Genomic DNA, 25,701 nt, shown 5'->3' on the forward strand with positions numbered 1-25,701 from the left:
ATGGAAGCCACGCATATCGGCCTGACCATCCTGATCGCCATCGTCGTGTTCGGCACCGCGATCAATTACTTCGACCACCGCATGAAGCCACGCGAGGTGCGCGAACAGGCCAGGCGCAAGGCTCAGCCAAAGCGCACGCAGTAGATCGGCGGCAGGTTGGCGGACAGGCATTGCCAGTGGTCCCCGCCGTTCTCCGACAGCCACAGGCCACCGGTGGTGGAGCCCATCGCCAGGCAGGCGCCGTCATCGTCGATGGCCAGGCCGTGGCGATAGACGAGGTCGAAGGCGGCGCCCTGGGGCAACCCGCCATCGAGTACCTCGAAGCTGGCGCCGCCATCGCGGGTACGGGTGACGACGAAGCGGGCGTCCACCGGAATCCGGCAGACATCCTTCACCGCCGGAACGAACCACGCCGTGCCCGGCCGTGTCGGGTGGACGGCGACGGCAAAACCGAAGCTCGAGGGTTCGACCGGTACGTCGTTCCAGCGCGAACCGCCATCGCTGGAGGTGAAGATGCCGTTGTGGTGCTGCACCCACAGGCGATCCGGCTGTGCCGGGCAATGCACCAGGCGGTGCGGGTCCTGGATGGCGCCCTCTTCGCGCAGCTCCGGCGGCATGTAGTCGGCGTACATGCCTGCGGTGCTCAGGCGCCAACTGGCGCCGCCGTCATCGCTCTGCCAGACCCCGCCGCAGGACACGGCGACGGTCAGGTGCCGGCTGTCGCGCGGGTCGACGCTGACCGAGTGAATCCCCGGCCAGTCATAGCCGCCACCCATCCAGCGCGAGCGCTCGGGCACATCCCAGAGCGGGCGGTTCAACTCCCAGCTGTCGCCGCCGTCGTTGCTGCGGAACAGGCCGCCGGGAATGGTGCCGGCCCAGAGCACGCCGGCTTCGGCGGCACCGCCGGTTTCCAGGCACCAGATCTGTTGCAGGGTCCAGGGCGCGGGCGGCGCTTCCCCTTCCGCGGGTTCGGGCAGTGGGTCGGGTTGCGGCGGATAGATCGGCACGGCAACTTCCTGCCAATCTTCACCGGCGCGCTGGCGCCAGAGCTTGCAGCCGAAATGGCCGAGGTTGAGGGCGGCATAGAGGCTGTCATCGCGCGGGTCGGCCAGCACCGTGCTCAAGGGTTCGCCGATGAAGTCGCGGCGGCTTTCCTGCCAACCGTCCGCGCCACGCTGGAAGGTGAACAACCCCTTGCGGGTCGCCACCAGCAGTCGATCATCCATTGTGCTCTCCTGAATTGCCGCCGGTTCTCAACCACCGCTCAAGGCCTGCACCACGTAGACCTCGCTGTCCGCCGCCAGCGCATCGCTGAGGCGGGCGCGATCCCGCAGGCGCAGCCCATCGATGAAGATTGTCAGGTGCCGGCGCAATCCGCCCTGGTCGTCCAGCAGGTAGCCGCGCAACTTCGGCGCCTCGGCGAAGACCATTTCCAATGCGCCGGACAAGGTATCCGCCGTCAGCTCGCGCTCCTCGATGGGAACATGACGCTGGATCGACGGGGCGAAGGCGATACGGCACATGGGCGAACTCGCAACGGGTGCTGACTGCACCAGTCTAGGGCAGGCGCAGCGGGTGTTCCGAGCGCTTCGACGGGATGCGTGATGGCCACCGGAGCGGCTCTGGAACGGCCTTCGCGGCAGTCTTTCCCCGGCATTCAGTTTCGATAAAACGAAACCAAACGTCGTGAAAATCACATTTAACAAACCCATCCGCCGTGCGAGTCTCCGGGAATCGTCAGCCATAACCTTCGACATGCATCTGCTCGTTTCGCCCGCATCGCTGGAACCCGTCGCCGCCCGCAAGGCCGGCAGCGCTGTCCGCCTGCCGCGCAAACATGCCCGCTGGCTCGAACTGCAACCGCTGACCCTGCCTCTTGAACTGGCCTTCTGGGCGCTCTGGCACTGCCGCCACGCCCGTCCACCGGACAGCACCTCTCGCTGACCGGGCGTCATCGCCCGGATTCACTCGACGGAACTACGCTCAGGACTGGCCAAACGCCGTTCTCGAACAAGACGTAGCCCGTTGTATCGCTTGCCTGCCTTCAATCCTGCGCCCGTCGGCGCGGCCCTGGCCTGCAGGTCGTCAGCGCATCCGCGTGGATGCTAACGAGAGCCCCATGAATTTCGCCTCCGTGCAAGAAGCCCAGTATTTCCTGGCCCAGAACCCCGATATCGAGATGGTCGAGCTGTTCATCCTCGACGCCAACGGCGTGCCGCGCGGCAAGCTGCTGCACCGCGAGGAACTGCTCGCCGTGTACCAGTCCGGCCGGCCGCTGCCCAGCACCATTCTCGGCCTCACCCTGCACGGGGAGGATGTGGAGGATTCCGGGCTGGTCTGGGACGTGGGCGATATCGACTGCCGCGCCTATCCCCTGCAAGGCAGCCTGGTGCGCCTGCCCTGGCGGCAGATTCCCACGGCGGCGGTGCAGGTCAGCATGCACCCGGAAGAAGGCAAGCCGGCGGACATCGCCGACCCGCGCCACGTGCTGCTGCACGTGATCGACGGGCTCAAGGCCGATGGCTACCACCCGGTGATGGCCTGCGAGCTGGAGTTCTACCTGCTGGACGCCAAGCGCGATGCCAATGGCCGCCCGCAACCGGCGCTGGACGCCGACGGTGGCCGCCCGCGCGCCACGCAGGTTTATGGCCTGCGCGAGCTGGAGCAGATCGAACCCTTCCTCGCCGACCTCTATGCCGCCTGCAAGGCCCAGGGCATTCCGGCGCGCACGGCGATTTCCGAATACGCGCCGGGCCAGGTGGAGATCACCCTGGAACACGGCGATGCGCTGGTCGCCATGGACCAGGCCGTGCGCTACAAGCGCCTGGTGAAGGGCGTGGCGCACAAGCACGGCATGCAGGCGTGCTTCATGGCCAAGCCGTTCGACGATCTGGCCGGCACCGGCATGCACATGCACGTGTCCCTGGCCGACGCCGAAGGCAACAACCTGTTCGCCAGCGAAATGGCTGATATTGAAAGCGGGGCCGGCACTTCGCTGCTGCGCCAGTCCGTGGGCGGCATGCTGAAAAGCCTGCTCGACTCGCTGCTGCTGTTCTGCCCCAACGCCAACTCCTACCGCCGCTTCCAGGCCAACAGCTACGCGCCGCTGGCGCCGACCTGGGGTTGCGATAACCGCACCGTGAGCCTGCGCGTGCCCGGCGGTCCGGCCAATACCCGGCACGTCGAGCACCGCATCTGCGGCGCCGACGCCAACCCCTACCTGGCCGCCGCCGCGATCCTCGCCGGTATCCATCGCGGCATCCGCGAGGCCATCGATCCGGGTGCGCCGGTAGAAGGCAACGGCTACGCCCAGGCCAAGGAACTGCTGCCCACCGACTGGCTCACCTCGCTGCGCGCACTGGAGCGTTCCAGCTGGGCGCGCGATGCGCTGGGCCACGAATTCCTCGGCGTCTACCTGAAGGTCAAGCAGGCCGAGTACCGCCAGTTCATGGGCGAGGTCGGCGAGCAGGACTGGCGCTGGTATCTGACGCAGGCTTGAGGCTGTGCTGATAGAACTGCAGCGCTCCTCACCCCAGCCCTCTCCCACAGGGAGAGGGGGCCGTCCGTGCCGAGACGAGCTTTTCGCTCACTGATGCACCCGGCGAGAACCCAACTTCAAAGCCCGCTCCGATCAGTCCCCTCTCCCTCTGGGAGAGGGTTAGGGTGAGGGAGAAGGGCCAAACGAACGAACAAGAAAGGAACACCGCAATGAACGCCGCTGTTAACCCCGCCACTCCCGCCCCTGAGCGCGCGAAGTCCTATTACTCCGCGAGCCTCAACGAAGAGACCAGCTACCCCACGCTGCAGGGCGAGGTGAACGTCGACATCGCCATCATTGGCGGCGGCTTCACCGGCGTCGCCACTGCCGTGGAACTGGCCGAGCGTGGCTACAAGGTTGCCATCGTCGAGACCAACAAGGTCGGCTGGGGCGCCAGCGGGCGCAACGGTGGGCAGGTCACCGGCAGCCTCTCCGGCGACTCCGCGATGGAGAAGCAGATGCGCCAGTGGCTCGGCGACGACGTCGACGACTTCATCTGGCACCTGCGCTGGCGCGGCCACGAGATCATCAAGAGCCGCGTGGAGAAATACGGCATCCAGTGCGACCTGAAGTTCGGCCACCTGCACGCGGCGATGAAGCAGTCGCACATGGACGAACTGAAGGCCACCTTCGATGACGCCAAGCGCCGTGGCATGGGCGACGAGATCAGCCTGCTGGACGGTGCCGGCGTGCGCGCGCACCTGGAAAGCGACCTCTACTGCGGCGCCATCAAGAACACCCGCAACATGCACCTGCACCCGCTCAACCTGTGCATCGGCGAGGCCAAGGCCGCCGCCAGCCTGGGCGCGCTGATCTTCGAGCACTCCGAAGTGCTGGACATCGTCCACGGCCCGCGCCCGGCGGTGGTCACCTCCGGCGGCCGGATCAACGCCGCGCAGGTGATGCTCGCCGGCGACGTCTACCACAAGCTGGAGCGCAAGCAGCTCAAGGGCATGATCTTCCCGGCCATGGGCGGCATCGTTACCACCAAGCCGCTGGGCGAACTGGCCAAGCGCATCAACCCGCAGGACCTGGCCGTCTACGACTGCCGCTTCGTGCTCGACTACTACCGCATGACCGGCGACGGTCGCCTGCTGTTCGGCGGCGGCGCCAACTACTCGGGCCGCGACTCCCGCGACATCGCCGGCGAACTGCGCCCCTGCATCGAACGCACCTTCCCGGCGCTCAAGGGCGTGGACATCGAGTTCCAGTGGAGCTGCGCCATGGGCATCGTGATGAACCGCATCCCGCAGCTGGGCAAGCTGTCGGAGAACGTCTGGTACTGCCAGGGCTACTCCGGCCACGGCGTGGCGACCACCCACATCATGGGCGAGATCATGGCCACGGCGATGACCGGCGACCTGGAGAAGTTCGACACCTTCGCCCAGTGCAAGCACATCCGCGTGCCCATGGGCGACGTGTTCGGCAACCCGATGCTGGCGGCGGGCATGTGGTACTACCAGATGATGGAGAAGCTGCGCTGATACGCATCCGACGCGAAGCTTGGCGTAGGGCTCATAACGCGCCAGCGTTATCCGCCGCATGAGCAGCGGCGGATAACCTGTTCCAGGTTATTCGCCCTACGGTCATTCGGACCAGCATCGGCACGGCTCTGGCTCTTGAAGTCTTCCAGAGAAACGTCCGCGCACTCCGAACGCCCCGTTCAGAAGGCCTCGTTGAAGTGCAGTTTTCGGGGTTGAGCGGCATGGATGCCGCGAGAGCGCTGTCGGGCCAAGGATGGCCCGTCAGCGCGTGCCTCGGAAACTGCGCTTCAACGAGGGTATTTTTCGCCCCAAGCGAAAAACCGGATGTCCGGGGCAAGACTTTTTGGTTCCTTTTGGGGCGTTTGCCAAAAGGGACTCGCCCGAGGGGGCGAAACAAGAAGTCCGCCCGCACGCCAAAGCGACGCGGGCAACCCAGGGGCGAGGCAAACATATCGCGGACAGAGTCCGCTCCCACGCAGGCACAAGCGCCCGAGTTGATCTGTAGACTGTGCCCCGCAACACCCACCCTCTCCGCCCGTACCCGCAGCCACTCGACACCACCGCCCCGCTCAGGGATAAAGGCTCCACTTCGCGCACTTGGAGTGAGCCATGCGTTTCCCCTCGATGACCGCCCTGCGCGTGCTGGACGCCGTCGCCCGCCTGGGCAGCCTGTCCGGCGCGGCCAGCGAGCTGAGCCTGACCCGCAGCGCTGTCAGCCACCAGTTGCACAGCCTGGAAGACTGCCTGGGCATCCCGCTCACCGAACGGGTTGGCCGCGGCATTGCGCTGACCTACCACGGCGAATGCTTCGCCCGCGAAACCCAGCGCGCCCTGGCGATCCTCAATGAGGCGCGGCGCTTCGCCAATGCCGAGGAGGTCTCCGGCCGCCTGTGCGTGAGCTGCACGCCGGGCTTTGCCACCTACTGGCTATGCCACCAGATCGGCAAGTTCCAGCGCGCCCACCCGCAGGTGGAGCTGAACCTGGTTTCCCCCCGCGTCCCCGACGACGTCAGCGACCGTGACGTCGACCTGTTCATCGCCTACGGCGTGGGCGACTGGCAGGACCTGCACGTGGACCTGATCGCCACCCTGGACACCTTCCCGGTGTGCAGCCCGTCGCTGATCAACTCCGTCGGCGGCCTCGACTCGCCGGAAGACCTGGCCAGCCTGCCGTTCCTGCACATGGTCGATCACTCCGACTGGCTGCTGTGGACCGCCGCCGCCGGGGTGAAGAACCTCAATGTGCGCAACGGCATCGTCTTCTCCGACGCGCACCTGGTGCAGTCGGCGGCCATCGCAGGCCAGGGCGTGGCCATGGGTGATGCGCTGGTCAGCGGCGACGCCATGGCCAAGGGGCAGCTGGTGCGCCTGTTCAACGTCGCGATCGAGCCGCCCAACCGCTACTACTTCGTCACCGACCCGGCCAAGTCCGAACGCCCCGACGTACGGGCCTTCAAGGCGTGGATGAAGGCCGAGCTGCGGATGTCCGAGCAGTTCCGCCAGAATGCGCGTCATGCGTTGATTGGTGAGTGATTTCGAACAATGAGGGCAAAAAAACGCGATTGAAGCGAAGAGAGATTTGACAATACTGCGTTAAAAAAAGGCCGCTGATTTTTACCTGATCCTCACCCGGCGGCTGCTCGAACAAGAACAAGAAATCGAGGTAAGTGCAGTGGAGCGACAGCCCCAACTCCGTGCCATCGGCATCGGCAAGAGCTACGGAAGTTTCAACGCGCTGGATGGCGTGAACATCGACGTCCAGCAGGGTGAGTTCCTCACTCTCCTCGGCCCGTCGGGCTCCGGCAAGACCACCTTCCTGATGATCCTCGCCGGCTTCCAGGACCCGTCCCGTGGTCGTCTGGAGGAAGGCGGCGCAGACATCACCAAGCGCCCCGCCGAGAAGCGCAACTTCGGCATGGTGTTCCAGGGCTACGCCCTGTTCCCGCACATGAGCATCGAGGACAACGTCGCCTTCCCGCTGAAGATCCGCGGGGTGAAGGCCGAGGAACGCAACCGCCGCGTGCGCCACATGCTCGAAGTGGTCGGCCTCGGCGAGCACCTGGGCAAGCGTCCCGGCGAGCTTTCCGGCGGCCAGCAGCAACGCGTGGCCATCGCCCGCGCCCTGGTCTTCGAACCAGACATGCTGCTGCTCGACGAACCGCTCTCCGCCCTCGACAAGAACTTGCGCGAGCAACTGCAGGCCGAACTGCAGCGCATCCACCGCCAGGTCGGCACCACCTTCGTCTTCGTCACCCACGACCAGAACGAAGCCCTCGCCCTGTCCACCCGCATCGCCATCTTCAACCGTGGCCAACTGGCCCAGGTCGACGCGCCTGAGATCATCTACAACCAGCCGAACAACCGCTTCGTCGCCGAATTCCTCGGCAAGATGAACCTCTTCCCGCTGAGCCAGGTGGGCCGCGCCGGCGAGCTGGCCTGCGGACGCTTCGGCGAGGCCGAGCTGCGCGCCAGCTACTCCCCCGCCCTGCAGGCCGACGCGCCGCTGCTGGCGGTACGCCCGGAGCACATGCAGCTGCACAGCGCACCGCCACAGGTGAACGGCCACAACGTGGTGCAGGCCGTGCTGACCGCCAAGACCTACCAGGGCGCCAGCACCGAGCTGTGCCTGGGTGCCGGCGCCGAAGGCAAGTTGCCGATGAGCCTGGCCGTACACGCCGACCACCAGGCCTCGCGCCTGGAGCATGGCTCGAAGGTCTGGCTGAGCTGGCCCATCGAGAAAAGCCTGCTGCTGGCCTGAGCCGCCGAACGCGTTAGTCCCCTTTTCGCCATCCCACCTGATCGGGAGCTGCCCCCATGTTCAATCCCAAAGAGTTCAATCCGCACCAGCAAGACTGCATCGAAGTCCTCATCGAAAAGACCCGTCGCGGCCAGATCGACCGCCGTACCTTCCTCAAGGGCATGGGCCTGATGGCCGCCCTGCCGCTGGCCCTGCGCAACGGCGTGAGCTTCGCCGCCGGCGACAAGCCGCTGGTGGTAGTGAACTGGGGCGGCGACGCCATCAAGGCGTTCGGCAAGGCCTGGACCGAGGGCTTCTCCAAGGCCACAGGCATCCCGACCAAGATCGACGGCAGCGGCCCCACCGAGGGCGCCATCCGCACCCAGCTGTCCAGCGGCCGGGTGAGCTGGGACGTGGTCGACGCGGAAAGCTCGATCCTGCAGAACCTCGGCAAGGAAGGCCTGGTGCAGCCGATCGACTACAACGTCGTGTCCAAGGACAAGGTGCTGCCGGGCTTCGCCTACGAATACGGCATCGCCGATTACATGCTCAGCTACGTGATCGCCTATGACAGCGAGCGTTTCGGCGACAAGGCGCCGAAGACCTGGGCGGACTTCTGGGACGTGAAGACCTTCCCCGGCAAGCGCACGCTCTACAAGTGGATGAACGGCATGCTCGAAGCCGCGTTGCTGGCCGACGGCGTGGCACCGGACAAGCTCTACCCGCTGGACGTGCCGCGCGCCATGAAGAAGATCGAGGAGCTGAAGCCCCACGTACTGGCCTTCTGGGGCTCGGGCGCGGAAACCCAGCAATTGCTGATCGAGGGCGAAGTCTCCATGGGCGCGATCTGGAACACCCGCGCCCAGGTGATCACCGAGGACAGCGAAGACCGCATCAAGTGGACTTTCGACAATGCCCTGCTGGGCTGCAGCAACTGGGGCGTGCTCAAGGGCAACCCGGCCGGCACCGAGGCCGCGATGAAGTTCATCGCCTACGCCCAGGACCCGCAGTCCCAGGTCGAGCTGTTCAAGATGTTCGGCAACGGCCCGGCCAACCCCGCCGCCGCCGCGCTGATCCCCGAGGACCGCAAGCACCTCAACTGCACCGATCCGGCAAACCTGCCCAAGCAGATCATGCTCAGCCACGAGTGGTACACCGACCACTACGCGGCGACCCTGGAGCAGTACCTGACCCACATTTCCAAGTGACGCGGAGCGCAGGTCATGGCCGATAACGCCCCCTCGCGGCTAAAGCTGGGCGCCCTGCTGCTGCCGCTGCCGATTGTCCTGTTCGTGTTCTACGTACTGCCCTTCCTCGGCGTGCTCGGCTGGAGCGTGACCCTGCCGGAGCCCGGGATCGAGCAGTACCAGCGGATCATGACGGACCCGGCGATCCACGACGTGCTCTGGCGGACCTTCCGCCTGTGCACCACGGTCAGCGTGATCTCCCTGGTGATCGCCTACCTGATGGCCTACTGCTGGGTCTACAGCCCGCCGTTCTGGCAGCGCGTGGTGGAAATCTGTGTGTTCATCCCGTTCTGGCTGTCGGTGCTGGTGCGTGCCTTCGGCTGGCTGATCGCCCTGCGCAGCAACGGTCTGCTCAACGACTGGCTGCAGTATCTGGGCATCACCAACGAGCCCTTGCAGCTCACGCGCAACGAACTGGGCGTGGTGATCGGCATGGTCCACTTCATGGTGCCCTTCGCGCTGTTCCCGCTGGTCTCGACCATGCGCCGCCTCGACCCGCGCGTGCTGCTCGCCGCGCGCGGCCTGGGCGCCGGGCAGATGCGCACCTTCTGGAGCATCTTCGTGCCGCAGACCATTCCCGGCATCCTCGGCGCGTTCATCATCGTCTTCGTGTTCTGCCTGGGCTTCTTCATCACCCCGGCGATCCTCGGCGGTGGGCAGACGGTAATGGTGGCCGAGTACGTCTACCTGCAGATGTTCCAGACCAGCAACTGGGGCCTGGGCGCGGCGCTTTCGGTGGTGCTGCTGGCGCTGGTGAGCGGGATGATCTGGGCGCTGCTGCGCATGACCCGCGTCGACAAGCTGGTCGGCTGAGGAGCGAGGTACTCATTGATGAACGCACACGAAACCAAAGCCCCCAGCCGCCTGCTGGCAACCATGGCGATGATCTTCATGATCTTCCCGCTGCTGGCGGTGATCCCGGTGTCCTTCACCAGCAAGCGCTTCCTGTCGATGCCCAACGGCAACTGGTCGCTGCGGCATTACCACGCGCTGCTGGACAGCCCGGAATGGCTCTCGGCGATCAGCCAGAGCCTGATCGTCGCCACCGCCACCTGCATCATTGCGACCGCACTGGCGGTGAGCTTCAGCCTCGGCATCTGGTACCTGCGCTCGCGCCTGGCGACCCTGCTGATCGGCCTGGTGCTGTTGCCGATGGCGATCCCGCCGATGATCTCGGCGATGGTGCTGTACTTCATGGAAACCAAGGTCAGCCAGTTCGCCCCCGGCCTGGGCTACGACACCCTGTTCGGGCTGACCATCGCGCACATCGTGATGGTGGTGCCCTACGGCGTGGTGACCATGCTGGTGGCGCTCAGCCAACTGGACCGGCGCATCGAACTGGCAGCGCGCAACCTCGGCGCAAGCCTGGGCCAGACCACCTTCATGGTGGTGCTGCCGAACCTCAAGCTGGGCGTGGCAAGCACGGCGCTGCTGTGCTTTGCGCTGAGCTGGGAGGAGATCGCGGTGACGCTGTTCGTCACCAGTACCGAGGTGAACACGTTGCCGCGGCAGATCTGGTCCGGCCTGCGCGACAACATCGACCCGGCGGTGGCGGCGATTTCGGTGGTGCTGATCGCACTGACCTTCGTCGCGCTGATCGGGCGGATGATCGCCCAGAAGATTGCCGCACGCCCGGTAGGAAGCTGAAGCCTTTCCCTGTAGGAGCGAGCTTGCTCGCGAACAAATCCCCCGGCAGCTCCGGCGCTGGGCGGTTCGCGAGCAAGCTCGCTCCTACAGAAAAGCGCTATCGCCGGTGACTCTGCGGCTGAAATTCAACGTGGGGCGCAGCGGCCACTCCCTGCTACGACCGAGCGGCGTAAAGATATCGCGGACGAAGTCCGCTCCCACGCGCGACAGGCTATCGGCAGCGCGATCACTCCGCCTTCTTGCGAATCCAGTACAGGTAGGTGCCCGCCTCTTCCTGCTGCTCCACCAGCTCGTGGCCGAGGAAGACGCAGAACTTGGGAATGTCACGGCGCGTGGAAGGGTCGGTGGCAATCACCTTGAGCAGCCCGCCGGCCGGCAGGTCGCGCACCTTGTTGTGCAACATCATGACCGGCTCGGGGCAGTTCAGGCCGGTGGCGTCGAGAATCGCATCGACTGGCTGGGACATCGGGTAACTCCAGAAAAACCAATGGCGTATTGTCGCGCAAAGCGCACCGTGCGGTCACCTCGCGTCCGTCCGGGTCACCCAACCTTGGTTGGGGGTGGGCGCTACGGGCGCCGGGCATGCTGGCGCACCTGCCTGACCTGCCTGGAGTCCCGATGCGCGCCCTCCTCTGCCTGTGCCTCGCCCTGCTCGCCGGCTGCGCCGCCCGCGACCAGGTTCCGGACTTCAGCGCCAGCCGCGGCCAGGACCTGCCGGCCACCTGGTTCGAGGCGGTCATCGTCGCGCGCGACGGCACCCGGCTTTCCGCCACGGTCTTCCAGCCCGCGCTGAAGGCCGGCGAAACGGCCCCGCTGATCGTCCACACCCACGGCTGGGGCGGCTGGCGGGTGACCGGGCCGGAGGGTTACTACGGCAAGAACATGATGTCCGGCCGCGCCGCCTTGCGCGCCTGGAAGGCCGGCTTCTGGGTGGTCAGCTACGACCAGCGTGGCTGGGGCGGCAGCGACGGGCGCATCGAGATGATGAACCCGCAGTTCGAGGTCCAGGATGCCAGCGCAGTGATCGACTGGGCCGCCACGCACCTGGCACGGCTGACCATGGACGGCCCGAACGACCCTCGCGTCGGCATGCTCGGCGAAAGCTACGGCGGCGCCGTGCAGTTGCTGGCCTCGGCGGAAGACCCACGCATCGACGCCATCGTGCCTATCGCCACCTGGTACGACCTGGCCGACGCCCTGGCGCCAGACGGCCAGCTGAAGATTGGCTGGGGCAGCGTGCTGGTCAGCCTCGGGCTCGCTACCGGCTACGACCTGGGCAAGTTCGTCCAGGCCGACTACCTGCACACCACCGGCGGGCGCATGGCGGAGCCGGTACAGGCCGAGCTGCACGCCAACAGCCTCGCCAGCTACTGCGCGGCCGGCCGCCTGCCCCACGCCGACGCCCTGCTGATCCAGGGTCTGCGCGACACCCTGTTCCCGCTGGACCAGGGCCTGCAGATCCGCCAGTGCCTGAAACAGGGCACGGCGGACGTGCGCCTGCTCGGCATGCAGGGCGGCCACATCCTGCCGCCGCCCATGCAAGCCTGGAGCGGATTGCCGCCGTTCAACAACGAGCCGGTGATCCATTGCGGCTCGCGGGCGATCAATCTCTATACCGGCATCGTCGCCTGGTACGAGGAAAAGCTGCGCAAGCGCCCTGGCGCCGCCGACGGCGTGCCGGACCTGTGCATCAGCCTCGATCTGGACCAGGGAGTGGCACTGGACGACTTGCCTCCGCCGGGCGTAACCGTCGCGCTGCCGGCCACGGCGATCCGGCCGGCATTGAGTGGCCTGGTTCAGCCTTCGACGTTCATCCCCTTGCAGCGCGTGAGCGAAACCAGCGCCTTGCTGGGCAGCGCCGACGTGCGCCTGGATCAACCGCTGGCGGAACGCCCGGACGCACAGGTTTTTGCGGCACTGGCGATCCGCAGCGCCGATGGCCGCACGCAGCGCCTGGATGAGCAGGTGAAACCCTTGGCGAACCAGGGCAGCACGCGCCTCAACGCCGTCAGCGCCAGCCTTGCGCCGGGGGACGAGGTCGGCCTGCTGGTGAGCGGTTTCAGCGACCAGTACCTGTTCAACAGTTCCTGGCGCATCGCACCGGTAGAGTTGCGGGGCGAGGTGCAGCTGCCGAGCCTGGTACCGCTGCAGCCTCGTGTGGCGGAGCGTCGATAAATACGCATCGATCGTCGAACCGTAGGATGGCGTGGAGCGAAGCGATACCCATCAATGGCCCGCGGGCAATGACGGCAGCCATCGTGTTCAACGGGTTGTCAGCATCGGGCAAGCGCTGCGCTGAGCGGTTCGCGAGCAAGCTCGCTCCTACAGGTTTGCATCGGCGCACTGTTTGTAGGAGCGAGCTTGCTCGCGAACAGAGCCGCACCAACGCTTCCCGGCGAATCGCCTAACGCAACGGCCCGTCCGGCGCTTCGTCCAGTTGCGCCAGCAGCATCGGCTGGCCATCGCCTTCGGCGGGCAGCAACGCCCACTGCTCCTTCTTGCCGAGGCGGCGATAGACCTGCCTCACCTGGCTGCCCAGCGGCAGCGGCGCCTTGAAATGCGCATCCAGGCGCACGTTCTCCGCCAGGCGGCGGCCGGTCAGGCTGCGCGCCAGGCCCCACATGCCGTGGGCGAAGGGTTTGCCGAAGCCGTAATGCGAGGCCATCAGGCGCGACAGGTGCAGTGGGTTGAAGTCACCGCTCAGCCCGGCATAGCGCCAGCCGACGATCTTTGGCACGCGCCACTGCACGCCGGAGTGGACGGGCGCTTCCAGGGTGTGCCACTGGGCGCGCTCCGGCAGCGGGTCGGGTTCGGTCTGGGCATCGAGGAAATCACCACGGCGCAGGTAGGTGGTGATCGACTGCCAATAGAGCATGTCGTGGTGCCAGGCCTCGGTAACCACATCCACTTCCAGCCCCAGCTCGCTACGCCGGCTGGTGAGGATGCGGCAGTCGAACTGCAGCGGTTCGTGCTCATCAAGCATGCGGTAGCGCTGGATATGGCTGCGCAGGTGGATCAGCCCCACAACCGACAGCGGCATGCGCGATCGGCTGAGCAGGCGCAGGTGCAGCGGCAGGCTGATGACCTGCGGATAGAGCAGCGGCACGCCCAGCGCCGGGTCGAGGCCGAAGTGCTGGCGGTAGGCGCGCAGGTGGCGCAGGTCGAATTTCAGGGTACGGCTGTCCATTGCCAGGTAGGGCACGCGCTCATCGCGGCCCAGGCCACGGCGCGGCAGCAGCATACGGCTGTAACTGCCCAGCAGGGAGGGCAACTTTCGCTTCACGAAGGTCTCCGCAAGGATTCGCGCCGCCTAGCATGGGCAATGCCGGGCGGCGCGACAAGCCACCAAAGGTCGGGTGGCGCTGCGGAGCCGTTCCGAGTCGCTAGCGCTCGCCCTTCTCGATGCGGCGCAGGTGGCAGGTCACTTCCTCACGATCGTGGTAGAGCTGCTTGCAGCCGATCTGCACTTTCAGCCCACGCTCGCGGAAGGACTCCTCCAGGCGGTCGAGGATACGCCGCACCTCGGCATAACGCTGCTTCATCGGCAGCTTGAGGTTGACGATGGCCTCGCGGCACAGCCCCTCACCGATCCAGGTCTCGATCATCGCTCCCGTGCGTGCGGGCTTCTCGACGATATCGCAGACCATCCAGTCCATGCGCTGGCGCGGGCGGAAGGCGTAACCGTCGACGCGCTGGTGCTCGACCAGCCCGGAGTACATCAGGTTTTCCGCCATCGGCCCGTTGTCCACGGCGACCACGCGCATCTCCCGGTTCACCAGTTGCCAGGTCCAGCCGCCGGGCGATGCGCCCAGGTCCACGGCGAGCATGTCCGGCGCCAGGCGGCGGTCCCAGTCGGCGCGGGGGATGAAGTGGTGCCAGGCTTCTTCCAACTTGAGCGTCGAGCGGCTGGGCGCCTCGCGAGGGAACTTCAGGCGCGGAATGCCCATCGGCCACATGGCGCAGTTGCGCGCCTCGGCCACGCCGATAAAGGCCTCGCGGCCAGAGCGGAAGGTCAGGAGCAGGCGCGGCAGGCTGGGGTCTTCCACCAGCTTGCCGGCCTTCACCAGGGCCGCGCGCAGGGGCTTCTCGAACTTGCGGCAGAAGGTCGAGAGCTCCTTGCCGTCGTTGGTGTCGAACACCTCCAGCCAGAGGCTGCCGCACTGCGGGAAGCTGGCCAGGGCCTCGAGGATCACACCAATGCGATCCTGCTCCGGCAGGGTGGTGAAGCCCGTACCTCGCGCCCACTGGCGCGGGAAGATCAGCTCGGGGAAGCGCAGCTGGCGCATCAAGCGCTCGGCGCCATCGGCGTCCATGCAGATAAATTCGGCGTAGGCGGTAGCCGGCTTGGCGCGGGCGTAGCCGGGAATATCCAGGCGCGCGGCGTGCTCGGACAGCTCGGCGCAGACCTCATTCTCGAAGCCCGGCCGGCAGTGCAGTAACAGGGTATTCATCGGGGTGTCTCCTCGGCCGCGCACTATAGAGGCTGCCCACGAAGGTTTCATGCTGATTTACAGGAATGGTCCCACAGACAGAGTCATTTGTTCTGAACCCGTTCACCCAGCGAACGGTCCAGAACAGATGGCAACACCCCGTCGGACGGTCTAGCTTGAGTGTTCTGGCCTAACCGCCCAGAAGACTGCCCGATGATTGCCCTGCATGGCGAAATTTGCCGCCAATCGCGCTTTTTCTGCGATGGATCAGCTCGGTTGAACGCACTTTCGCCAAGTATCGCTAGCGCACCCGACATCAGCCGTGCCTGACGATCACGAGCAGAATCCAAGCCTGAGGAGAATGTCATGCCCGCAGTGGATAGCCTGAACAGCCTGCGTACCCTGGAGGTCGCCGGCAAGACCTATCACTATTACAGCCTGCCTGAAGCGGCGAAGAGTCTCGGCGACCTGGGCAAACTGCCCATGTCCCTGAAAGTCCTGCTGGAAAACCTGTTGCGCTGGGAGGACGGCAACACCGTCACCGGCGATGACCTCAAAGCCCTGGCCGGCTGGCTGAAGACCCGCAGCTCCGAGCGCGAGATCCAGTACCGCCCCGCCCGCGTGCTGATGCAGGACTTCACCGGCGTGCCGGCGGTGGTCGACCTGGCCGCCATGCGCGACGCCATGGCCAAGGCCGGCGGTGATCCGCAGAAGATCAACCCGCTGTCGCCGGTCGACCTGGTCATCGACCACTCGGTGATGGTCGACAAGTTCGCCAGCCAGTCAGCCTTCGCGCAGAACGTTGAGATCGAAATGGAGCGCAACGGCGAGCGCTATGCCTTCCTGCGCTGGGGCCAGAACGCCTTCGACAACTTCCGCGTGGTGCCACCGGGCACCGGCATCTGCCACCAGGTCAACCTGGAATACCTGGGGCGCACGGTGTGGACCAAGGACGAGGACGGCCGCACCTACGCCTTCCCCGACACACTGGTCGGCACCGACTCGCACACCACCATGATCAACGGCCTCGGCGTGCTCGGCTGGGGCGTCGGCGGCATCGAGGCAGAAGCGGCCATGCTCGGCCAGCCGGTGTCGATGCTGATTCCCGAGGTGATCGGCTTCAAGCTCACCGGCAAGCTGAAGGAAGGCATCACCGCCACCGACCTGGTGCTGACCGTCACCCAGATGCTGCGCAAGAAAGGTGTCGTCGGAAAATTCGTCGAATTCTACGGCGACGGCCTCGCCGACCTGCCGCTGGCGGACCGCGCCACCATTGCCAACATGGCCCCGGAGTACGGCGCCACCTGCGGTTTCTTCCCGGTAGACGAGATCACCCTGGGCTACCTGCGCCTGTCCGGCCGCCCGGACGATGTCGTCAAGCTGGTGGAGGCCTACAGCAAGGCCCAGGGCCTGTGGCGCGAGAAAGGCCACGAGCCGGTCTTCACCGACAGCCTGCAACTGGACATGGGCGAAGTCGAAGCCAGCCTCGCCGGGCCGAAGCGCCCGCAGGACCGCGTCGCCCTCGGCCACGTCAGCCAGGCCTTCGACGATTTCCTCGGTCTGCAGATCAAACCGGTACCCAGCGAGGAAGGCCGCCTGCTCAATGAAGGCGGTGGCGGTGCAGCCGTGGGCGCCTCCATTGCGGCCGGCGAGGCCGATTACCAGCACGAGGGCCAGACTCATCGGCTGAAGAACGGCGCCGTGGTAATCGCCGCCATCACCTCCTGCACCAACACCTCCAACCCCAGCGTCATGATGGCCGCCGGCCTGCTGGCGAAGAAGGCGCTGGAGAAAGGCCTGCAGCGCAAGCCCTGGGTGAAGAGCTCGCTCGCACCCGGTTCGAAAGTGGTGACCGACTACTTCCACGCCGCCGGCCTGACCCGCTACCTGGACGAACTGGGCTTCGACCTGGTGGGTTACGGCTGCACCACCTGCATCGGCAACTCGGGGCCGCTGCTTGAGCCCATCGAGAAAGCGGTGCAACAGGCCGACCTGACGGTCGCCTCGGTGCTTTCCGGCAACCGCAACTTCGAAGGCCGCGTCCATCCGCTGGTGAAAACCAACTGGCTGGCCTCGCCGCCGCTGGTGGTCGCCTACGCCCTGGCCGGCACCGTGCGCACCGACCTGACCAGGGACCCGCTGGGCACCGGCAAGGACGGCCAGCCTGTCTATCTGAAGGACATCTGGCCAACCCAGCAGGAAATCGCTGACGCCGTACAGAAAGTCGATACGGCGATGTTCCACAAGGAGTACGCCGAAGTCTTCCAGGGCGACGAGAAATGGCGCGCAATCCAGGTGCCGGACGCCAAGACCTACACCTGGCAGGACGACTCCACCTACATCCAGCATCCGCCGTTCTTCGAGCACATCGCCGAAGCCCCGCCGAACGTCGGGGATATCGACGGTGCGAGCATCCTCGCGGTACTGGGCGACTCGGTGACCACCGACCACATTTCCCCCGCCGGCAACATCAAGAAGGACAGCCCCGCCGGACGCTACCTCAGCGAGCACGGCGTGGCCTACGCCGATTTCAACTCCTACGGCTCACGTCGTGGCAACCATGAGGTCATGATGCGCGGCACCTTCGCCAACATCCGCATCAAGAACGAGATGCTCGGTGGCGAGGAAGGTGGCAACACGCTCTACGTACCGACTGGCGACAAGCTGGCGATCTACGATGCCGCCATGCGCTACCAGCAGGACGGCACGCCGCTGGTAATCATCGCCGGCAAGGAATACGGCACCGGTTCCTCCCGCGACTGGGCGGCCAAGGGCACCAACCTGCTGGGTGTGAAAGCGGTGATCGCCGAGAGCTTCGAGCGCATCCACCGCTCCAACCTGGTCGGCATGGGCGTGCTGCCGCTGCAGTTCAAGGATGGCCAGGACCGCAAGGCGCTCAAGCTGACCGGCAAGGAAGTGCTGAGCATCAGTGGCCTGTCGGGCGAACTGAAGCCGCATATGAACCTCAAGGTCGGGGTGACGCGCGAAGACGGCAGCCAGGACAGCTTCGAGGTGCTCTGCCGCATCGATACCCAGAACGAAGTCGAGTACTTCAAGGCCGGCGGCATCCTCCACTATGTGCTGCGCAGCTTGATCTAGAACGGTGCGGCGGCCTGCAACGGGCCGCCGCCCTCCTTCTTTCGTTCCATTTCCGTGACCGATGGCGATAGGCTATCGTCCATATCCTGGCGTCACTCTTCTGACATTTTTCTGTGATCGCTATCAAATTTCCGATCCGGCGGCCGATAAGCTGGACAGACGTACCATTTCCGACTTTGCCCGAGATCCCAGCCTGATGCGCAACAACCAGCCGATCACCCAGCGTGAACGCTCCTTCCCCGCCGAACAGCGGCTGATCTCCACCACCGATGCCCGCGGCGTGATCGGTTACGCCAACGAAGCCTTTACCGCCATCAGCGGATTCTCCCGTGAGGAACTGGTCGGCGCACCGCACAACCTGGTGCGCCACCCGGACGTTCCGTCCGCCGTGTTCGCGCACATGTGGGCCACCCTGAAAAAGGGCCGCCCGTGGATGGGCATCGTCAAGAACCGCTGCAAGAACGGCGACCACTACTGGGTCAGCGCCTACGTCACGCCCATCTATGAGCGCAACGAGATCGTCGGTTACGAATCGGTGCGGGTGAAACCCACCGCTGAACAGGTGCGCCGCGCCGAAGCGCTGTACGCACGGATCAACACCGGCAAGTCAGCCATTCCGGCTCGCGACCGCTGGTTGCCGGTGCTGCTGGACTGGCTGCCGTTCATTCTGATCGGCCAGATCGGCTTCCTTATCGGCGTCTGGCTGAATTCGCATTGGGGCTTCCTGCTGGCCGCCCTGCTGTCGATCCCGCTGGGCCTCGCCGGCCTTGGCTGGCAGCAGCGCGGCCTCAAGCGCCTGCTGCGCCTGGCCGAGCAGACCACTTCCGACCCGCTGATCGCACAGATGTACACCGACAGCCGTGGCGCACAGGCGCGCCTGGAAATGTCCATTCTCAGCCAGGAAGCACGCCTGAAGACCTGTCTGACCCGCCTGCAGGACACCGCCGAAACGCTCACCGAGCAGGCCCGCGAAGCCGACTCACTGGCCCACCACAGTTCCGCCGGCCTCGACCGTCAGCGTCAGGAGACCGAGCAGGTAGCCACCGCCGTCAACCAGATGGCCGCTACCACCCAGGAAGTGGCCGACAACGTGCAGCGCACCGCCGATGCCACCCGCCAGGCCAACGACCTGACCACCGAGGGCCGACAGATCGCCGCAGAGACTCGTGAGGCCATGCAGCGTCTCTCCAGTTCCGTGGGTGAAACCGGTGAGGCGGTCAGCCAACTCGCCCGCGACAGCGAACAGATCGGCGGCGTGGTGGACGTGATCAAGGGCATCGCCGACCAGACCAACCTGCTGGCACTCAATGCCGCCATCGAAGCCGCCCGTGCTGGCGAGATGGGGCGTGGCTTTGCCGTGGTCGCCGACGAAGTTCGTTCGCTGGCTCAGCGCACCGCCGAGTCCACCGGACAGATTCACCAGCTCATCGCCAACCTGCAGAACACCGCCACGGAAGCCGTGCGCGCCATGGACTCCGGTCGCCGCCAGGCCGACGAAGGCGTGGAGCGTGTGCTGCAGGCGGATAGCGCGCTGGTCGGCATCAGCGACGCAGTGGCCAACATCACCGAAATGGCCACCCAGATCGCCGCCGCCGCGGAAGAACAGAGCGCCGTGGCCGAGGAGATCAACCGCAACATCAGCACCATCGCCAACCTCGCCGACCAGACGTCCGGCGAAGCCCAGCGCACCGCTCTGCTCAGCGAGGAACTGACGCAGACCGCGCAGCGCCAGTACTCGCTGGTAGAGCGGTTCAACCGCTGAGACCAGACAACGCGTAGGGCGCATAACGCGCCAGCGTTATCCGCCGTAACCTGAAACGGCGGATAACCCGTTCCGGGTTATTCGCCCTACGGCCCAGCGCCTCGCGGCTCAGCTCTTTGTAGGAGCGAGCTTGCTCGCGAACAGCTCCACGACAGGGCCGGGTTCGCGAGCAAGCTCGCTCCTACAGCGCACACCCACTCGCAGCCTTCAGCCGGCTACTTGAAATCCCACTGCATCTGCGCCGGGATGCTCACATCCCGCGAGGAATGCACGCAGACGTCCACGTAGTCGGTGAAGCGCGGCGGCGCAGCGATCCCCTCGTCGAGCAGGCGCTGGTTGTCGAACAGGTAGTTGAGGTCGGCGAAGCCGCTGTACAGGCGCAGCGCGCGCAGTACCAGGCGTGGATTGGCCTTGCCGATGCGGCTCTCGAAACTGCCCGCCAGTTCGCGCAGGTCCTGTGAACTGACCTTGCGGTAACGCTTGCCCACCGGCGCTTCGCCGCGCGCGTCGGCGTAGGCCTGGTCGATCTCGCCGAAGGTGCAGGCCGAACCGTGGCCGGCGGAGATGTGGTAGAGGCTGTGGCTCAACTTCGGCTTGAGCGCCAGGGCCACCAGCGCTTCGGCGCAGTAATCCACCGGGATCACGTCGATCTGCTCGTCCAGGCCGCAGGTGAAACTCTCCAGGGCGAAGCCCATGCGGAACACCCAGAAGATGCTGCCCGAGGCGCGGCAGCCCAACTCGCGATGCCCGACCACGATGGACGGTCTCGCCACCACCAGCGGCAATTGCGGCAGCTCTTCACGCATGCGCCGCTCGATCTCGGCCTTGGACGCGGTGTAGTCCACCAACTGCTCCTCGCTGTCCGGGAAATCCCAGGACTCGCGCACTGGCGACTCACGCTGCGGGCCACAGCACATGGCCGTGCCCACATGCAGGAAGCGCTTGAGGTTACGCGACTGGCTGAGCAGCCGGGCGAAGGCGAAAGTGCCTTCGACGTTGACCGGCCAGATGCTCGGGTTCTTCGAGAACGAGGCAACGGCGGCACAGTTGATCACCTGTTCCACGCGCATCAGGCGAGCGCGCTCGCCCTGCATCCAGGCGGTGTCGAGCAGGTCGCCGCAGAGGATCTGGTGGCCCTGGAGGCGCTCCAGAGCAGTCTCTGGCACGCAGTGCAGACGCAAGTTGTCACGCAGGCGCTCCAGGCCCTGGGCTGGCGTTTCGGCGCGCACCAGGAACAGCAACGCCTCGCTCTGGCCATCGGCAATCAGGTGCGCGGCAACAGCGCCGCCGAGGAAACCGGTGGCACCCGTCAGCAGCAGACTGTGCGCGGCGCCGTGGGTGAAGCGGGAAGAATGGGGGGTAATGCGATCAGCGAATTCGGTGTTCATGGCAGCCTTCGGCCTGTCCTCTGGAAGCGGGGCGCCGGCTCCAGAGAGCCGGCGGCGGCGAGGATAGGAAGGCTTGCCTTAAGGCGTGGTTACGACGCGAGGAATGCTGCTATCTGCTCGGCGGTCGTTTCCAGGTGCTGGTCATGGGTCAGCCCGGACGCCTTGAGTGGCTTGAGATCATGGTCGGCCGCCGCCAGCCAGTGCAGCTGGATCGCCGGCGACAACGCGTAGCCTTCGACCGTGCGGCGGTCGCCCAGTGCATCGCGCTCGCCCTGGACGATCAGGGTTGGCGTCTTCAGTTCGGCGAGGTGGGCCACGCGCGGTTTTTCCGGCTTGCCGGCGGCATAGAACGGGTAGCCCAGGCAGACCAGCGCGTCGGCGCCCAGTTCGTCCGCCAACAGGCTGGCCATGCGCCCGCCCATGGATTTGCCGCCAATCGCCAGCTTGCCTGCTACTTCGGCGCGAACCTGCGCGTAAACCTGCCGCCAGCACTCCAGCAAGTGCTTCTGCGGATTGGGCGGACGCCGCCGGCCGTCCTCGCGGCGCATAGCCATATAGGGGAACTCGAAGCGCACGACGGAGATACCCCGTTCGGCCAACCGCGCGGCGATATCGCCCATGAACGGGCTGTCCATTGGCGCACCCGCGCCATGGGCCAGAACCAGCGTAGCCGACAGTTCGCGCCGTGCCGGGTTCCGCAGCAGCGACAAAGGACCGCATGCGCCCGCGACAGGGGTCTCAGGCGGCAATTGATCCGAATCAATATTCCTCGACGGGCCTTTATCCATCCTTCACTCCGCTAATTCCGAATTAGTACCTATCCCAAGGGGGAGGGGCGGCGTAAGCCGTAAAAAACCTGCCGGGATGGGCATAGCCCATAACCGTGGATGGAAGCCCATAAATGAGCACAACCAATCAGACCGCTTATAACTATAAGGTGGTCCGCCAGTTCGCCATTATGACAGTGGTATGGGGGATCGTCGGCATGGCCGTCGGTGTCCTGATCGCCGCTCAATTGGTGTGGCCGGACCTTAACCTCGGCTTACCGTGGACGAGCTTCGGGCGCCTGCGCCCGCTGCATACCAATGCGGTGATCTTCGCCTTCGGCGGCTGCGCACTGTTCGCCACCAGCTACTACTCGGTGCAGCGCACCTGCCAGACCCGCCTGTTCGCAGGTCCGCTCGCTTCCTTCACCTTCTGGGGTTGGCAGCTGGTGATCCTGTTGGCGGCCATTACCCTGCCGCTGGGCATGACCTCCTCCAAGGAGTACGCCGAGCTGGAATGGCCGATCGACATCCTGATCACCATCGTCTGGGTTTCCTACGCCATCGTCTTCTTCGGCACGCTGATGAAGCGCAAGACCAAGCACATCTACGTGGGCAACTGGTTCTTCGGCGGCTTCATCCTGACCGTGGCGATCCTGCACGTGGTCAACAACCTGGAAATCCCGGTCAGCCTGACCAAGTCCTACTCCCTGTACTCGGGCGCCACTGACGCCATGATCCAGTGGTGGTACGGCCACAACGCCGTGGGCTTCTTCCTGACCGCCGGCTTCCTGGGGATGATGTACTACTTCGTTCCGAAGCAGGCCGAGCGTCCGGTCTATTCCTATCGCCTGTCCATCGTCCACTTCTGGGCGCTGATCGCCGTCTACATCTGGGCCGGCCCGCACCACCTGCACTACACCGCGCTGCCGGATTGGGCGCAGTCGCTGGGCATGGTGATGTCCCTGATCCTGCTGGCTCCGAGCTGGGGCGGCATGATCAACGGCATGATGACCCTCTCCGGCGCCTGGCATAAGCTGCGCACCGACCCGATCCTGCGCTTCCTGGTGGTTTCCCTGGCCTTCTACGGCATGTCCACCTTCGAAGGCCCGATGATGGCCATCAAGACCGTCAACGCCCTCTCCCACTACACCGACTGGACCATCGGCCACGTACACGCCGGCGCCCTGGGTTGGGTAGCGATGGTATCCATCGGCTCGCTGTACCACATGATCCCGAAAGTCTTCGGCCGCGAGCAGATGCACAGCGTGGGCCTGATCAACACCCACTTCTGGCTGGCCACCATCGGCACCGTTCTGTACATCGCCTCCATGTGGGTCAACGGCATCACCCAGGGCCTGATGTGGCGCGCAGTGAACTCCGACGGCACCCTCACCTACTCCTTCGTCGAAGCCCTGGCCGCCGGCCACCCCGGCTTCATCGTGCGGATGATCGGTGGTGCCATCTTCCTGCTGGGCATGCTGGTCATGGCCTACAACGTCTGGCGCACCGTAGCGGCCGCCAAACCGGCCGAAATGCAAGCCGCGGCGCAGATGGCCTGAGGAGTCCGACATGAAACACGAAGTACTTGAGAAAAACGTCGGCCTGCTGGCCCTGTGCATGGCTGTCGCCGTGAGCATCGGCGGCCTGACTCAGATCGTCCCGCTGTTCTTCCAGGACGTCACCAACACCCCGGTCGAAGGCATGAAGCCCTACACCGCCTTGCAACTGGAAGGCCGTGACGTCTACATCCGCGAAGGCTGCGTGGGCTGTCACTCGCAGATGATCCGTCCGTTCCGCGCCGAGACCGAGCGCTACGGCCACTACTCCGTTGCCGGCGAAAGCGTCTGGGACCACCCATTCCTGTGGGGCTCCAAGCGTACCGGCCCGGACCTGGCCCGCGTCGGCGGCCGCTACTCGGACGACTGGCACCGCGCGCACCTGTACAACCCGCGCAACGTGGTCCCGGAGTCGAAGATGCCCGCCTACCCCTGGCTGGTCGAGAACAAGCTCGACGGCAAGGACACGGCGAAGAAACTGGAAGTGATGCGTGTCATGGGCGTGCCCTACACGGACGACGACATCGCTGGCGCCAGCGACGCCGTCAAAGGGAAGACCGAAATGGACGCGGTAGTCGCGTACCTGCAGGTCCTCGGCACCTCCATCAAGAACAAGCGGTGACAACCTTGGATATCGGGACCATTCGCGGCCTCGGCACCGTCATCGTGATGGTTGCCTTCGTCGGCGTACTGCTCTGGGCTTACGGCGGCAAACGCAAGGAGCGCTTCGACGAGGACGCGCTGCTGCCTTTCGCGGATGACCCGGTAGCCAAGCAGCACGCTGAGAAAGAGCAAGCTTCTAGGAGCAACAACGCATGACTACCTTCTGGAGTCTGTACATCACCGTTTTAACAGTCGGCTCGCTGATCGCCCTGCTGTGGCTGGTATTCGCCACCCGTAGCGGGCAGTCCTCGAACACCACCGACCAGACCATGGGCCACGCCTTCGACGGCATCGAGGAGTACGACAACCCGCTGCCCAAGTGGTGGTTCCTGCTGTTCGTCGGCACCATCGTCTTCGCCGCCGGCTACCTGGTGCTCTACCCGGGCCTGGGCAACTGGAAAGGCGTCCTGCCGGGCTACGACGGCGGCTGGACGCAAGACAAGCAATGGGAGCGTGAAGAAGCCCTGGCCAAGGAAAAATACGGCCCGATCTTCGCCAAATACGCGGCCATGTCGGTGGAAGAAGTCGCCAAGGACCCGCAAGCCATGAAAATGGGCGAGCGCCTCTTCGCCACCTACTGCTCCATCTGCCACGGCTCCGATGCGAAGGGCGCAGCAGGCTTCCCGAACCTGACCGACAGCGACTGGCGCTGGGGCGGCACCGCCCAGGACATCCAGACCACCATCCTCGGTGGCCGCCATGCCGCCATGCCGGCCTGGGGTGAAGTACTGGGCGACAAGGGTGTGCAGGACGTGGCGGCCTTCGTCACCGCCAACCTGGACGGCCGCAAGCTGCCTGAAGGCGTGACAGCGGACAACGTCGACAACGGCGGCAAGCTGTTCGCCACCACCTGCGTTGCCTGCCACGGTCCGGAAGGCAAGGGCAACCCGCTGATGGGCGCGCCTGACCTGACCCACCCGGGCGCCTTCATCTACGGTTCCAGCTACGCGCAACTGCAGCAGACCATCCGTCACGGCCGCCAGGGCCAGATGCCGGCGCAGGAGCAGTACCTGGGCAAAGACAAAGTGCACATTCTTGCCGGTTACATCTACAACATTTCCGGCCAGGCGAAGTAAACTCCCCGCCCCCAACTCGCGCCTGCTAAAACGGGCGCGAGTTTCTTACCTCCGCAATATCGCGACGAAGTGTCGCACCCTCTCTATCTCCTTTCTTCACACCCTTCCGGTTCACGTCTAAGCTCAATTCCATTCGCAAACCTGCTATACGACTAACCTGACCCACTTCCCAGGTTGGTACGAGCGAGCCGAAACGAGCGGCAAACAGCGGCGCAAAGCGCTCCGGAGCAGGCGTCAAACCGGCTTCGCGCCAAGGCCCGGCGCGTTGCAATGGCCACCTGCTTTCTCCATACTTGCCGCCGTTTTT

The 25,701-nt window shown here is 65.4% G+C and carries 23 protein-coding genes; 16 read left to right on the forward strand and 7 right to left on the reverse strand.

Annotation, left to right across the window (positions count from 1 at the left end; genetic code table 11):
- The gene (locus RS899_RS14950) at nt 1-144 is read left to right on the forward strand and encodes a hypothetical protein (RefSeq protein WP_156160346.1); all 144 of its coding nucleotides are present in this window, start codon (nt 1-3) and stop codon (nt 142-144) included.
- Here the strand turns inward: RS899_RS14950 and RS899_RS14955 are convergent.
- A complete protein-coding gene (locus RS899_RS14955) occupies nt 123-1,226 on the reverse strand; it encodes an exo-alpha-sialidase (protein ID WP_315807426.1) in 1,104 nt (367 codons plus the stop codon). The genes RS899_RS14950 and RS899_RS14955 overlap by 22 nt on opposite strands.
- Before the next feature lie 27 nt (nt 1,227-1,253).
- Nucleotides 1,254-1,523 (reverse strand): MoaD/ThiS family protein, encoded by a 270-nt coding sequence (locus RS899_RS14960; RefSeq protein ID WP_054909907.1) that lies wholly within the window; start codon nt 1,521-1,523, stop codon nt 1,254-1,256.
- A 232-nt stretch (nt 1,524-1,755) separates the two neighbouring features.
- Between RS899_RS14960 and RS899_RS14965 the strand changes: the two genes are divergently transcribed.
- The 8 genes from RS899_RS14965 to RS899_RS15000 all read left to right on the forward strand — a co-directional run bounded on the left by RS899_RS14965 (nt 1,756) and on the right by RS899_RS15000 (nt 10,653).
- Nucleotides 1,756-1,944, forward strand: a complete 189-nt coding sequence (locus RS899_RS14965; RefSeq protein ID WP_024763537.1) for a hypothetical protein — start codon at nt 1,756-1,758, stop codon at nt 1,942-1,944.
- Nucleotides 1,945-2,119: 175 nt separating this feature from the next.
- Nucleotides 2,120-3,499: a glutamine synthetase family protein gene (locus RS899_RS14970; protein ID WP_315807427.1), complete on the forward strand. Its 1,380-nt coding sequence runs from the start codon at nt 2,120-2,122 to the stop codon at nt 3,497-3,499.
- 209 nt (nt 3,500-3,708) lie between these two features.
- A complete protein-coding gene (locus RS899_RS14975) occupies nt 3,709-5,022 on the forward strand; it encodes an FAD-binding oxidoreductase (protein WP_315807428.1) in 1,314 nt (437 codons plus the stop codon).
- 609 nt (nt 5,023-5,631) lie between these two features.
- Nucleotides 5,632-6,555 carry a LysR substrate-binding domain-containing protein gene (locus tag RS899_RS14980; RefSeq protein ID WP_037018793.1) on the forward strand — a complete coding sequence of 308 codons (924 nt, stop codon included), beginning with the start codon at nt 5,632-5,634 and terminating at the stop codon, nt 6,553-6,555.
- Between the two features lie 139 nt (nt 6,556-6,694).
- Complete coding sequence (locus tag RS899_RS14985) at nt 6,695-7,780, forward strand: ABC transporter ATP-binding protein (protein WP_054909910.1); 1,086 nt, start codon at nt 6,695-6,697, stop codon at nt 7,778-7,780.
- Nucleotides 7,781-7,836: 56 nt separating this feature from the next.
- Entirely contained in the window at nt 7,837-8,967 is a 1,131-nt protein-coding gene (locus tag RS899_RS14990) for an ABC transporter substrate-binding protein (RefSeq protein WP_065348205.1), read from the forward strand.
- 15 nt (nt 8,968-8,982) lie between these two features.
- A complete protein-coding gene (locus RS899_RS14995) occupies nt 8,983-9,819 on the forward strand; it encodes an ABC transporter permease (RefSeq protein ID WP_045209150.1) in 837 nt (278 codons plus the stop codon).
- A gap of 18 nt (nt 9,820-9,837) precedes the next feature.
- Nucleotides 9,838-10,653, forward strand: a complete 816-nt coding sequence (locus RS899_RS15000) for an ABC transporter permease (RefSeq protein ID WP_024763543.1) — start codon at nt 9,838-9,840, stop codon at nt 10,651-10,653.
- A gap of 226 nt (nt 10,654-10,879) precedes the next feature.
- Here the strand turns inward: RS899_RS15000 and tusA are convergent, their stop codons facing one another.
- Nucleotides 10,880-11,119 (reverse strand): sulfurtransferase TusA, encoded by a 240-nt coding sequence (gene tusA / locus RS899_RS15005; RefSeq protein WP_015477744.1) that lies wholly within the window; start codon nt 11,117-11,119, stop codon nt 10,880-10,882.
- 152 nt (nt 11,120-11,271) lie between these two features.
- On the opposite strand from tusA, the gene RS899_RS15010 reads away from it, so the two are divergent.
- Nucleotides 11,272-12,828 carry an alpha/beta hydrolase gene (locus RS899_RS15010; protein WP_315807429.1) on the forward strand — a complete coding sequence of 519 codons (1,557 nt, stop codon included), beginning with the start codon at nt 11,272-11,274 and terminating at the stop codon, nt 12,826-12,828.
- 229 nt (nt 12,829-13,057) lie between these two features.
- Here RS899_RS15010 and RS899_RS15015 read toward each other — a convergent pair whose 3' ends face one another.
- Complete coding sequence (locus tag RS899_RS15015; RefSeq protein ID WP_315807430.1) at nt 13,058-13,936, reverse strand: MaoC family dehydratase; 879 nt, start codon at nt 13,934-13,936, stop codon at nt 13,058-13,060.
- A 100-nt stretch (nt 13,937-14,036) separates the two neighbouring features.
- Complete coding sequence (gene rlmM, locus RS899_RS15020) at nt 14,037-15,104, reverse strand: 23S rRNA (cytidine(2498)-2'-O)-methyltransferase RlmM (protein ID WP_315807431.1); 1,068 nt, start codon at nt 15,102-15,104, stop codon at nt 14,037-14,039.
- Nucleotides 15,105-15,449: 345 nt separating this feature from the next.
- On the opposite strand from rlmM, the gene acnA reads away from it, so the two are divergent.
- Together acnA and RS899_RS15030 are read left to right on the forward strand one after the other, a co-directional pair.
- A complete protein-coding gene (gene acnA / locus RS899_RS15025; protein ID WP_315807432.1) occupies nt 15,450-18,182 on the forward strand; it encodes an aconitate hydratase AcnA in 2,733 nt (910 codons plus the stop codon).
- Nucleotides 18,183-18,378: 196 nt separating this feature from the next.
- Complete coding sequence (locus RS899_RS15030; RefSeq protein WP_054910512.1) at nt 18,379-19,944, forward strand: methyl-accepting chemotaxis protein; 1,566 nt, start codon at nt 18,379-18,381, stop codon at nt 19,942-19,944.
- Between the two features lie 215 nt (nt 19,945-20,159).
- Here RS899_RS15030 and cprA read toward each other — a convergent pair whose 3' ends face one another.
- Together cprA and RS899_RS15040 are read right to left on the reverse strand one after the other, a co-directional pair.
- Nucleotides 20,160-21,332 carry a cationic peptide resistance protein CprA gene (gene cprA, locus RS899_RS15035; RefSeq protein ID WP_315807433.1) on the reverse strand — a complete coding sequence of 391 codons (1,173 nt, stop codon included), beginning with the start codon at nt 21,330-21,332 and terminating at the stop codon, nt 20,160-20,162.
- Nucleotides 21,333-21,421: 89 nt separating this feature from the next.
- Nucleotides 21,422-22,120 carry an alpha/beta family hydrolase gene (locus RS899_RS15040; protein WP_315807434.1) on the reverse strand — a complete coding sequence of 233 codons (699 nt, stop codon included), beginning with the start codon at nt 22,118-22,120 and terminating at the stop codon, nt 21,422-21,424.
- Between the two features lie 113 nt (nt 22,121-22,233).
- Here RS899_RS15040 and ccoN point away from each other — a divergent pair, with 113 nt between their 5' ends.
- Genes ccoN through ccoP form a run of 4 tightly spaced genes read left to right on the forward strand, consistent with a single transcriptional unit; the run spans nt 22,234 to nt 25,394 of the window.
- Nucleotides 22,234-23,658 (forward strand): cytochrome-c oxidase, cbb3-type subunit I, encoded by a 1,425-nt coding sequence (gene ccoN, locus RS899_RS15045; protein ID WP_045209130.1) that lies wholly within the window; start codon nt 22,234-22,236, stop codon nt 23,656-23,658.
- Nucleotides 23,659-23,668: 10 nt separating this feature from the next.
- Nucleotides 23,669-24,277 carry a cytochrome-c oxidase, cbb3-type subunit II gene (gene ccoO, locus RS899_RS15050; RefSeq protein ID WP_015477751.1) on the forward strand — a complete coding sequence of 203 codons (609 nt, stop codon included), beginning with the start codon at nt 23,669-23,671 and terminating at the stop codon, nt 24,275-24,277.
- A 5-nt stretch (nt 24,278-24,282) separates the two neighbouring features.
- Nucleotides 24,283-24,474, forward strand: coding sequence for a CcoQ/FixQ family Cbb3-type cytochrome c oxidase assembly chaperone (locus RS899_RS15055; protein ID WP_054910537.1), 192 nt, complete (start codon nt 24,283-24,285; stop codon nt 24,472-24,474).
- The gene (gene ccoP / locus RS899_RS15060) at nt 24,471-25,394 is read left to right on the forward strand and encodes a cytochrome-c oxidase, cbb3-type subunit III (protein ID WP_054910514.1); all 924 of its coding nucleotides are present in this window, start codon (nt 24,471-24,473) and stop codon (nt 25,392-25,394) included. Before RS899_RS15055 ends, ccoP begins: the two co-directional genes overlap by 4 nt.
- Nucleotides 25,395-25,701 lie beyond the last annotated feature (307 nt).

The sequence above is a fragment of the Pseudomonas sp. C9-3 genome, assembly GCF_032392015.1.
Classification (GTDB): domain Bacteria; phylum Pseudomonadota; class Gammaproteobacteria; order Pseudomonadales; family Pseudomonadaceae; genus Pseudomonas; species Pseudomonas nitroreducens.

Bases quoted from the DNA above. Each gene is read 5' to 3' on its own strand.
- RS899_RS14975 (WP_315807428.1), top strand. From the start codon at position 3,709: ATGAACGCCGCTGTTAACCCCGCCACTCCCGCCCCTGAGCGCGCGAAG.
- RS899_RS15040 (WP_315807434.1), bottom strand. From the start codon at position 22,120: ATGGATAAAGGCCCGTCGAGGAATATTGATTCGGATCAATTGCCGCCT.
- ccoP (WP_054910514.1), top strand. From the start codon at position 24,471: ATGACTACCTTCTGGAGTCTGTACATCACCGTTTTAACAGTCGGCTCG.
- RS899_RS14995 (WP_045209150.1), top strand. From the start codon at position 8,983: ATGGCCGATAACGCCCCCTCGCGGCTAAAGCTGGGCGCCCTGCTGCTG.
- ccoN (WP_045209130.1), top strand. From the start codon at position 22,234: ATGAGCACAACCAATCAGACCGCTTATAACTATAAGGTGGTCCGCCAG.
- RS899_RS14980 (WP_037018793.1), top strand. From the start codon at position 5,632: ATGCGTTTCCCCTCGATGACCGCCCTGCGCGTGCTGGACGCCGTCGCC.
- RS899_RS14950 (WP_156160346.1), top strand. From the start codon at position 1: ATGGAAGCCACGCATATCGGCCTGACCATCCTGATCGCCATCGTCGTG.
- tusA (WP_015477744.1), bottom strand. From the start codon at position 11,119: ATGTCCCAGCCAGTCGATGCGATTCTCGACGCCACCGGCCTGAACTGC.
- acnA (WP_315807432.1), top strand. From the start codon at position 15,450: ATGCCCGCAGTGGATAGCCTGAACAGCCTGCGTACCCTGGAGGTCGCC.
- RS899_RS14960 (WP_054909907.1), bottom strand. From the start codon at position 1,523: ATGTGCCGTATCGCCTTCGCCCCGTCGATCCAGCGTCATGTTCCCATC.
- RS899_RS14970 (WP_315807427.1), top strand. From the start codon at position 2,120: ATGAATTTCGCCTCCGTGCAAGAAGCCCAGTATTTCCTGGCCCAGAAC.
- ccoO (WP_015477751.1), top strand. From the start codon at position 23,669: ATGAAACACGAAGTACTTGAGAAAAACGTCGGCCTGCTGGCCCTGTGC.
- RS899_RS14955 (WP_315807426.1), bottom strand. From the start codon at position 1,226: ATGGATGATCGACTGCTGGTGGCGACCCGCAAGGGGTTGTTCACCTTC.
- RS899_RS14990 (WP_065348205.1), top strand. From the start codon at position 7,837: ATGTTCAATCCCAAAGAGTTCAATCCGCACCAGCAAGACTGCATCGAA.
- RS899_RS15000 (WP_024763543.1), top strand. From the start codon at position 9,838: ATGAACGCACACGAAACCAAAGCCCCCAGCCGCCTGCTGGCAACCATG.
- cprA (WP_315807433.1), bottom strand. From the start codon at position 21,332: ATGAACACCGAATTCGCTGATCGCATTACCCCCCATTCTTCCCGCTTC.
- rlmM (WP_315807431.1), bottom strand. From the start codon at position 15,104: ATGAATACCCTGTTACTGCACTGCCGGCCGGGCTTCGAGAATGAGGTC.
- RS899_RS14965 (WP_024763537.1), top strand. From the start codon at position 1,756: ATGCATCTGCTCGTTTCGCCCGCATCGCTGGAACCCGTCGCCGCCCGC.
- RS899_RS15010 (WP_315807429.1), top strand. From the start codon at position 11,272: ATGCGCGCCCTCCTCTGCCTGTGCCTCGCCCTGCTCGCCGGCTGCGCC.
- RS899_RS15030 (WP_054910512.1), top strand. From the start codon at position 18,379: ATGCGCAACAACCAGCCGATCACCCAGCGTGAACGCTCCTTCCCCGCC.